This is a genomic window from Calditrichota bacterium (genome assembly GCA_016867835.1).
Taxonomy (GTDB): domain Bacteria; phylum Electryoneota; class AABM5-125-24; order Hatepunaeales; family Hatepunaeaceae; genus VGIQ01.
On the sequence record VGIQ01000129.1, the window covers coordinates 1 to 7,014 of the forward strand.

Below are 7,014 nucleotides of genomic sequence, written 5' to 3' on the forward strand. Positions count from 1 at the left end.
TGGTAAGGCGGCCCAAGCCGGTGCGATGCGCCTCGGCATGGCTCGTGCCCTCGTCGAATTGAATGCCGAACTCAAGTCCGTCCTCCGCAAGGGAGGCTTCCTCACCCGCGACCCCAGAGAAAAGGAACGCAAAAAGTATGGACAACCCGGCGCCCGCAAGCGCTTCCAGTATTCCAAGCGGTGATGTTGCTGCGCTCGGGACTCCACCTCTGGTGAGCGGTCCCCGGGTTTCGGTCGAACAACTATTGCTCGCCGGCGCTCACTTCGGCCACCTCACCCAACGGTGGAACCCGAAGATGAAACGTTATATCTTCATGGCGCGTAATGGCATCTACCTGATCGACCTGAACTTGACGCAATCGTTGCTCGACGCCGCCTGCAGGGCGATCTCTGCGGTCGCCGCACAAGGTGAGGATGTGCTCTTCATCGGCACCAAAAAGCAGGCTCGCGAAGTCGTCGAACTGCAAGCGCGTCGTTGCGGTTCGCCCTTTGTGACTTTCCGCTGGCTGGGAGGGACGCTCACCAATTTTTCAACCATCCGCAAAAGTCTGCGGACGATGGAGAACTACGAGAAAATGGCGTCGGACGGCACCTACGAGAAGATCACCAAGAAGGAACAACTCCAGATCGAAAAGGATAAGGGAAAGTTGATCCGGACGCTCGGCGGATTGCGAGACATGCGACGTCTGCCGGGAGCCGTCTTCATCGTCGATACCAATCGCGAAGATATAGCGGTCAAAGAAGCGCGTAAATTGAACATCCCGATTTTCGCAATCGTCGATACCAACGTCGATCCCGATCTGGTCGATTACCCCATCCCCGCCAATGACGACGCTTACAAGTCGATCGGCCTGATCACCCATGCCTTGGCCGATGCGATTATGGAGGGACGCCAACTCTATCGCGATAGCCGGCCGCAGGTGAGCGAAGAGAGCGGCGAAGGCGAATCCTCAGAGCGGGATCGTTCCCGCCGCCAGCGGCCCCGCCGCCGCTCGCGCGGTGAAGGCGACCGTCGGCCTCGCGACCGCGAGTCAGGCGGCCGTCACGAAGGACCGGAGGGCGCCCAGTGACGATCACCTCCAAAGACGTAGTCGCCCTGCGCGAAAAGACCGGGCTGGGAATGATGGACTGCAAGCGCGCGCTCGAAGCGACCGACGGAGACTTTGAGAAAGCCATCGAATACCTTCGAAAAAAAGGCATCGCCAAAGGTGAAGCGCGCGTCGGACGGACCACCGGCGAAGGCCTTGTTGAGTCTTACATCCACCCCGGCGGTAGGATCGGCGTTCTGGTCGAAGTCGCCTGCGAGACCGACTTCGTTGCTCGCTCCGACGATTTCCAAAGGCTCGTCCGTGACCTGGCAATGCAGATTGCTGCCACTGCGCCAATCGCCGTCCGTAGAGAAGACGTCCCGCAGGACCGCATCGAACGGGAACTCGACATCTACCGCGAGCAGATCAAAGCCGAAGGCAAGCCGGCGCAAATCGCCGACAAGATCGCCCAGGGCAAGTTGGAAAAGTATTTCCAGGACATCTGTCTGCTCGAACAACCCTTCGTAAAGGACCAAAAGGCGAAGGTCGCCGATGTGGTCCTCGAAGCGGCCGGGAAGTTGAAGGAGAACATCCACGTGCGCCGCTTCTCGCGGTTCGCACTCGGCGAATAGTCGATGCCCGATATCGCCTACCAGAGGGCATTGCTCAAACTCTCGGGCGATATCCTTAAAGGCAATGAGCCAAATGGCATCGATTTCAAGGTCGTTGCGCGAATCGCCGCAGAGATCAGGGAGTCGCACCTTGACGGCTTGCAACTCGGTATTGTCGTCGGCGGCGGCAACCTTGTCCGGGGCGCCGAGGTAGAGAAAGCCGGCGTCGATCGCATCACCGCCGACAATATGGGGATGCTATCGACCCTGGTCAACGCGCTGGCGTTGCAGAATGCGCTCGAACGCCTCTCGGTCGAGACCCGCGTGATGTCGGCGATCGAGGTGCACGAGTTGGTCGAGCCTTTCATCCGTCGCCGTGCATTGCGCCATATCGAAAAAGGCCGGGTGGTGATCTTTGCCGGCGGCACCGGTAATCCCCTCTTCACCACCGACACTGCTGCGGCGTTGCGCGCCAGTCAGATCGGCGCCGAGATCATCTTTAAGGGCACCAAGGTCGATGGCATCTTCGACCGGGATCCGGTTCTATTCCGCGACGCGGTAAAGTTCGACGAGGTCTCCTATATGGAGATCATCAAAAAGGGGCTGAGAGTGATGGACCTGACCGCCATCACCTTTTGCCGCGACTTCCAGATTCCTATCGTCGTGTTCAATATCCTGAAGCACGGCAACTTCCGGCATATCGTTTGCGGTGAACCCATAGGGACGAAAGTCATAGAGGTCTGAGAATGGCCGCCGATTTCGTAAGTCATGCAAAAGAGCGAATGGCCAAAGCCGTGGCGCATTGCCGGGATGAAATGGTCCACATTCGCACCGGCAAGGCTACTCCGGCGCTCCTCGACCCAATCCGGGTCGATTACTTCGGAAGCCATGTTCCGCTTAAACAAGTCGCTGGTATTTCAACGCCGGAACCGCGATTGCTCGTCATTCAGCCCTACGACAAGGGGATGATAGGCGCTATCGAAAAGGCTGTCCTGGCGAGCGATCTCGGACTGACGCCTTCCAACGACGGACGAATGGTGCGGCTGCCGATACCGGTCCTGACGACCGAGCGGCGCGAAGAATTGATAAAGGTCGTTCGCCGCATCGCTGAGGAGGGCCGGGTGACGGTGCGCAATCACCGCCGCGACCTGAATGAAGCCGTTAAGAAGGCCGAGAAGAGCAGCGAGATTTCGGAAGACGTGAGCCGCCACTTTCACGAACTGATCCAAAAAGAAACCGATCATCACATTTCTGAGATCGACCACCTCCTGAAGATTCGGGAGGAGGAGATCCGGAAGGAATAACAAACCGCGTATCAAGTATCAAGTATCAAGTAGCAAGTATCAAGTGTCGATGAGGTATGATGCAGATTCAGACACTTTATGGCTTGAAACTTGCAACTTGAACTTGAATCTTATTACACTGGAGGCTAAATGGCACTCTACATCAACGAAGACTGCATCAACTGCGGAGCCTGTGAGCCCGAATGCCCGACCAACTCCATCACCGAAGGCCCTGAGGTCTATATCATAGACGTTGCGACCTGTGTTGAGTGCGAAGGTCACTTCGACCAGCCGCGTTGCATCGAAGTCTGTCCGGTTGAGTGTATCTTCAAACTGGAGTAAGCGAGTAAGCGATAAAGCGGGTAGGCGAGTGGCAGGGTTGCTTCTATGCAAATAATATCCCTGGCCCGCCCGACGCAGCAACGCCTGACTGAGCGAGCCGGCATCCAAATATGGGTGCCGGCTCGCTCTATCTCTGGGTGCTGTCTCGACTCCTATCACAAATTTCAACCTGCTAAGTAATGAAAAGGGCCGCCTGAGCATCGCTGCTCCGACGGCCCTCCCGCAACCCGCAGATTTGGTTGCTAAGGTAGATAAATCAGCGGCAACGAGCGCAGCGACCGCCCCTCAACCTCCACCCGAACCCAGTAGAGTCCGGCTGCCATCCCATCCGGCCGCCATCCGATCTGATTACTTCCGGCATCGAGGCGCCGCTCCTCGAGTACCTTCAGTTTGCGTCCCTGACTGTCGATCAAGGTCGCCTTCACGCTCCCGGGCAGGGCGAGGACGACGGTTACGATGACGTTGTTGTTAAATGGATTGGGAAACGCCGAGATCAGCCCCGGACTGTCGGGCGGCATTTCGACATACGACAGGCTCAACCGGCCTGGGTCATAAATGAAAGGAAAGGCTCCGATATCCGACCGGGTGTTGAACTCATCGCCCGGATCTACCAGCCCCGGGGTGCCGGCGTCGATACAGGGTGATCGCCGGTCTTCGCGTGGGAAGTCCCGCCATGTCAAATGATAATCGGCAAACTCACGATCCGGGTCGTAACGAACGAAGAGCGGATCCGCACTGATTTCGCCCTCACCACCATCCCAGTCGCCGACATGATTCTCATCATGCAGCCAGTAGTTGTTCCAGCCGCTCTCGCGTAGAACAGTGCCATATACGGTGCTGTCGCCGACGCTGAACCCGTTGCCGATCAAAATGTTGTTGACTATCGACACCTCTGACCGCCGGTCAACCAAAACGCCGACCGCATTGGTGGAAGACATCGTCATATGCATGGTATTGCTGACGATGTGGATACCGCTCGCGTCGCGCGTCCAAACGCAACGCATCGCTTGAGCAGATGAGACCCGAACGACATTCCGCACCAGATCGGTCTTGGATGTGAGGACGGCATAGACCCCAATGGCGGCATCGGTTATCGAGACGACCTCGATCCAGTTGCCATAGATGCGGGGATAAGATTCGCTTATGAATATACCGTAAGCCTCGCCGCCCAACATCGACTCAGCCATTATCAACCGGTTGCCGATTATCTGCGGACTGGAGGAACTGCGGAGGGAAATGGCGCGCACTTCGGCGTCGCTCATCGTCCCGACGGCTCGGATGAGAAGGTTATCGCGAATCTCAGGCGCAGCGCCGATGCAGTTTATCCCGACGCTGCGGGCTTCGATACTGCAGCCCGAAATGGAGAGGAAGGCCCGGTTGATATCTACGCCGATCCATGCCCCCGAGATATCACAATTTACCAGCGAAGACCGGGCATCGGCTTCGGGTTGAAACGTGATCCCTCTCCATTGAGGGATAATCCCGCGCTCAAATCGTATCCGCGCCGCCGGATCCACCCCGCCAACGGCGTTCAACCGTCCCCGCACCTCAAAAAGGAAATTCCCCTCAAAGATCACCTGAACGCCGGGATTAATGACAAGTGTCTCGCCCTCGGGGACGATTACGTTGCCGACCACCCGGTAAGGTGCCAGGTGCAGCCAGAGCGTATCCCGCACCGTCCCCGACAGATACTCGTCGCCTATCGCACGCCCGGCCATAAGGCCAAGCGCGAAGACGAGCAACAGTCGGATAAACGACCTGGGGCGCAAGGTGCGTCGTGAGGGTAGATTATTGAGTATAGGGATCGACACTTTGGGTTCCTTGACTGCGATTGTCCTCTGCTGTCTAACAAAAGGACGCCATGGTTCTTCCACGGTGCAGTGCGAGGTCGAAGCGGAACCAGAGAAGCGCTGCTCAGGCAGGTGGAGCAGGATGAGGAGCGTCGCGGCGGAGGTTCCGGCTCAGTTGCAGGAGTGAATATAAGTTAAGACTTATTACTTGTCAAGCGGTTTGACCTCATCTCGCGCAAAAAAAATGCATTCCTTGCACTACGAGTGCAAAACAAGCACAGATTCAGTCTCCGGAAGAAGTCTCTCAAAGCCAAAACCAATGGCGGGCGACTCCCGGAGCCGCCCGCCGGTTATTATGGCCTACTGAATCACACCGGTTCGGTGGGAGGCTCCTCAACGGCAGGTGGCTCCGCTTCGGGTTGTGACAAAGACTGCCCATCGACAGTCTCCTCCGTCGCGACGGTCTTATCCAATGCGATGGTCTCATCCGATGTGAAGGACTCCTCCATCGCTTCGGTTCCGGACCCCTCCTCTACCACCTTCTTCTCGCGCTTCTTGCGCGGCTTCTTAGCCGGAATGGCTTCTTCGGCAGGCGCCGCCTCATCGCCAACTCCCTCGACCAGCGGATGTTGGCCAGCCATCAGAATGTCACCGATGGTCGTGCGTCCTTCGTCCTCCTGTCCTTCCTGATAGGAGCGATAAGCCGCGCGTTCCTTGGCTTTCTCGACTTGTGAGTGCGTGAGGACGATTCGATGGTTGCCACGGTCGAATTCGAGCACCTCGAGTTCGAGGTTGTCGCCTTCGCGCAGGACGCTCTTCGACTCGCTCATGATCGACCGGCCCAACTGCGAGTTGGGAATGAAGCCTTCAACACCGAGCGGCAGCATCACAACCACGCCTTTGTCAAGCACCCTCAACACCGTCCCGTCGGTGCGGGTATGGACGGTGTAGTCCCGCTCGAAGCGGTCCCAGGGATCTTCCTCGATCTGCTTCAAGCCAAGTGCGATCCGGCGCTCATTGCGGTCGAAACTGAGGACGACGACCTCAAGTTCCTGACCCTTCTTTACGATTTCGCCCGGATGCCGCACTTTGCGCGTCCAGGAAAGATCCGAGATGTGAATCAGTCCGTCGATGCCCGGTTCCAGTTCCACAAATGCCCCGAAAGGCACGAGGTCGCGCACGGCTCCAGTATGGCGGGTTCCCGGCACGTAGGTCGCCTGCAACCGCTCCCACGGATCCTCCTCAACCTGCTTCATGCCCAGCGAGATCTTGCGGTTCTCACGATCGATGTTGAGGATTACGACCTCGGCCTCATCCCCGAGCGTGACCATTTGCGATGGGTGCTTGACATGCTGGGTCCAGGACATCTCGGAAATATGCACCAGCCCTTCGACCCCCGGTTCGAGTTCGACAAAGGCACCATACTTGACGATCGAGACGACCTTGCCGCGCACCCTTGCGTTGATCGGATACTTTGCCTCGAGTTCCTCCCAGTGATGTTCCTTTAGTTGCTTAAGGCCGAGGCTGATCCGCTGCTTATCGCGGTCGTAGTGGAGGACTTTCACCTTGATGCGATCGTCGAGAGTAACGACATCCGAGGGATGCGATACCCGTCCCCACGAGAGGTCTGTGATGTGGAGAAGTCCATCGACACCACCAAGATCGACGAAGACGCCGAAATCGGTGATATTCTTGACCACCCCCTCGACCACCTGACCTTCCTGCAGTTCGGAAAGGACTTTGGCGCGAATCTCGCGCAGCGCTTCTTCCTTCAGCACCTTGTGCGAGAGAACGACATTCTTGCGAATCTCGTTGACCTTGATGATGCGGAAGTCCATCGAAGCCCCTACCAGAGCATCGAAATCGCGCACCGGATGAACATCGATCTGGGACCCCGGGAGGAAAGCCTCCATCCCGAACAGATCGACCACCATTCCGCCTTTAATGCGACGGGATATCT

8 protein-coding genes are annotated in these 7,014 nt (G+C 57.5%); 6 read left to right on the forward strand and 2 right to left on the reverse strand.

Annotation, left to right across the window (positions count from 1 at the left end; genetic code table 11):
- The 6 genes from rpsI to FJY67_10570 all read left to right on the forward strand — a co-directional run.
- Positions 1-184, forward strand: a 184-nt coding sequence (rpsI, locus tag FJY67_10545) for a 30S ribosomal protein S9 (protein ID MBM3329889.1), incomplete at its 5' end; no start/stop codon positions are given.
- The gene (gene rpsB / locus FJY67_10550; GenBank protein MBM3329890.1) at positions 138-1,070 is read left to right on the forward strand and encodes a 30S ribosomal protein S2; all 933 of its coding nucleotides are present in this window, start codon (positions 138-140) and stop codon (positions 1,068-1,070) included. The genes rpsI and rpsB, both read left to right, overlap by 47 nt.
- Positions 1,067-1,660, forward strand: a complete 594-nt coding sequence (tsf, locus tag FJY67_10555; GenBank protein MBM3329891.1) for a translation elongation factor Ts — start codon at positions 1,067-1,069, stop codon at positions 1,658-1,660. The genes rpsB and tsf overlap by 4 nt, the downstream gene beginning before the upstream one ends.
- Positions 1,661-1,663: 3 nt before the next feature.
- Positions 1,664-2,383: a UMP kinase gene (locus FJY67_10560; GenBank protein MBM3329892.1), complete on the forward strand. Its 720-nt coding sequence runs from the start codon at positions 1,664-1,666 to the stop codon at positions 2,381-2,383.
- 2 nt (positions 2,384-2,385) lie between these two features.
- Positions 2,386-2,943, forward strand: coding sequence for a ribosome recycling factor (locus tag FJY67_10565; GenBank protein MBM3329893.1), 558 nt, complete (start codon positions 2,386-2,388; stop codon positions 2,941-2,943).
- A 129-nt stretch (positions 2,944-3,072) separates the two neighbouring features.
- Entirely contained in the window at positions 3,073-3,264 is a 192-nt protein-coding gene (locus FJY67_10570) for a YfhL family 4Fe-4S dicluster ferredoxin (GenBank protein ID MBM3329894.1), read from the forward strand.
- Between the two features lie 242 nt (positions 3,265-3,506).
- On the opposite strand, the gene FJY67_10575 is transcribed toward FJY67_10570, so the two are convergent.
- Together FJY67_10575 and FJY67_10580 are read right to left on the reverse strand one after the other, a co-directional pair.
- Positions 3,507-5,075, reverse strand: coding sequence for a T9SS type A sorting domain-containing protein (locus FJY67_10575; GenBank protein MBM3329895.1), 1,569 nt, complete (start codon positions 5,073-5,075; stop codon positions 3,507-3,509).
- A 347-nt stretch (positions 5,076-5,422) separates the two neighbouring features.
- Positions 5,423-7,014 (reverse strand): 30S ribosomal protein S1 (locus FJY67_10580; GenBank protein ID MBM3329896.1); only part of this gene is annotated, 1,592 nt, incomplete at its 5' end.